At 46.0% G+C, this 467-nt stretch carries 1 protein-coding gene; it reads right to left on the reverse strand.

Annotation, left to right across the window (positions count from 1 at the left end):
• Positions 1-467 (reverse strand): SDR family NAD(P)-dependent oxidoreductase (locus tag HC175_RS18295; RefSeq protein WP_168139669.1); only part of this gene is annotated, 467 nt, incomplete at both ends.

The following is a 467-nucleotide window of genomic DNA, read 5'->3' on the forward strand; positions in this document are numbered from 1 at the left end:
TGGCAAGTTCCAAAGCGGCCGATTTAGTGAGCCCCAGAACTGCTGCTTTTGTGGCTGCGTAAATAGAACCTCCTTCTACCCCACCCAAACCATTTACTGAAGAAATATTGATAATGCTGCATTTTCGCGTAGGGGACTCCAACATCTTTTCGATCTGATATTTCATGCTCAACCAAAGACCTTTGAGGTTGACATTCATGGTGGCATCAAATTCCTCTTCAGAAAATTCATGGATCATCTTTCCCAGACCTGTTCCTCCCGCTGCCGCATTGATCGCGATATCAAGGTGCGGATGGATCTCTTTGATCCTGGCAAAGGTTTCATGAACTGCTGCAGAATCATTAAGATCTACGGAATAGGTGAACAACGCATCCTGCTTCTGAAAATTTCTGTCGGGTTTCCTGGACAGCACAAGCACGTCTGCACCCGATCTCAAAAATTTCTGAGCAGTGGCAAAGCCAATTCCC

Source organism: Salinimicrobium oceani, assembly GCF_012037645.1.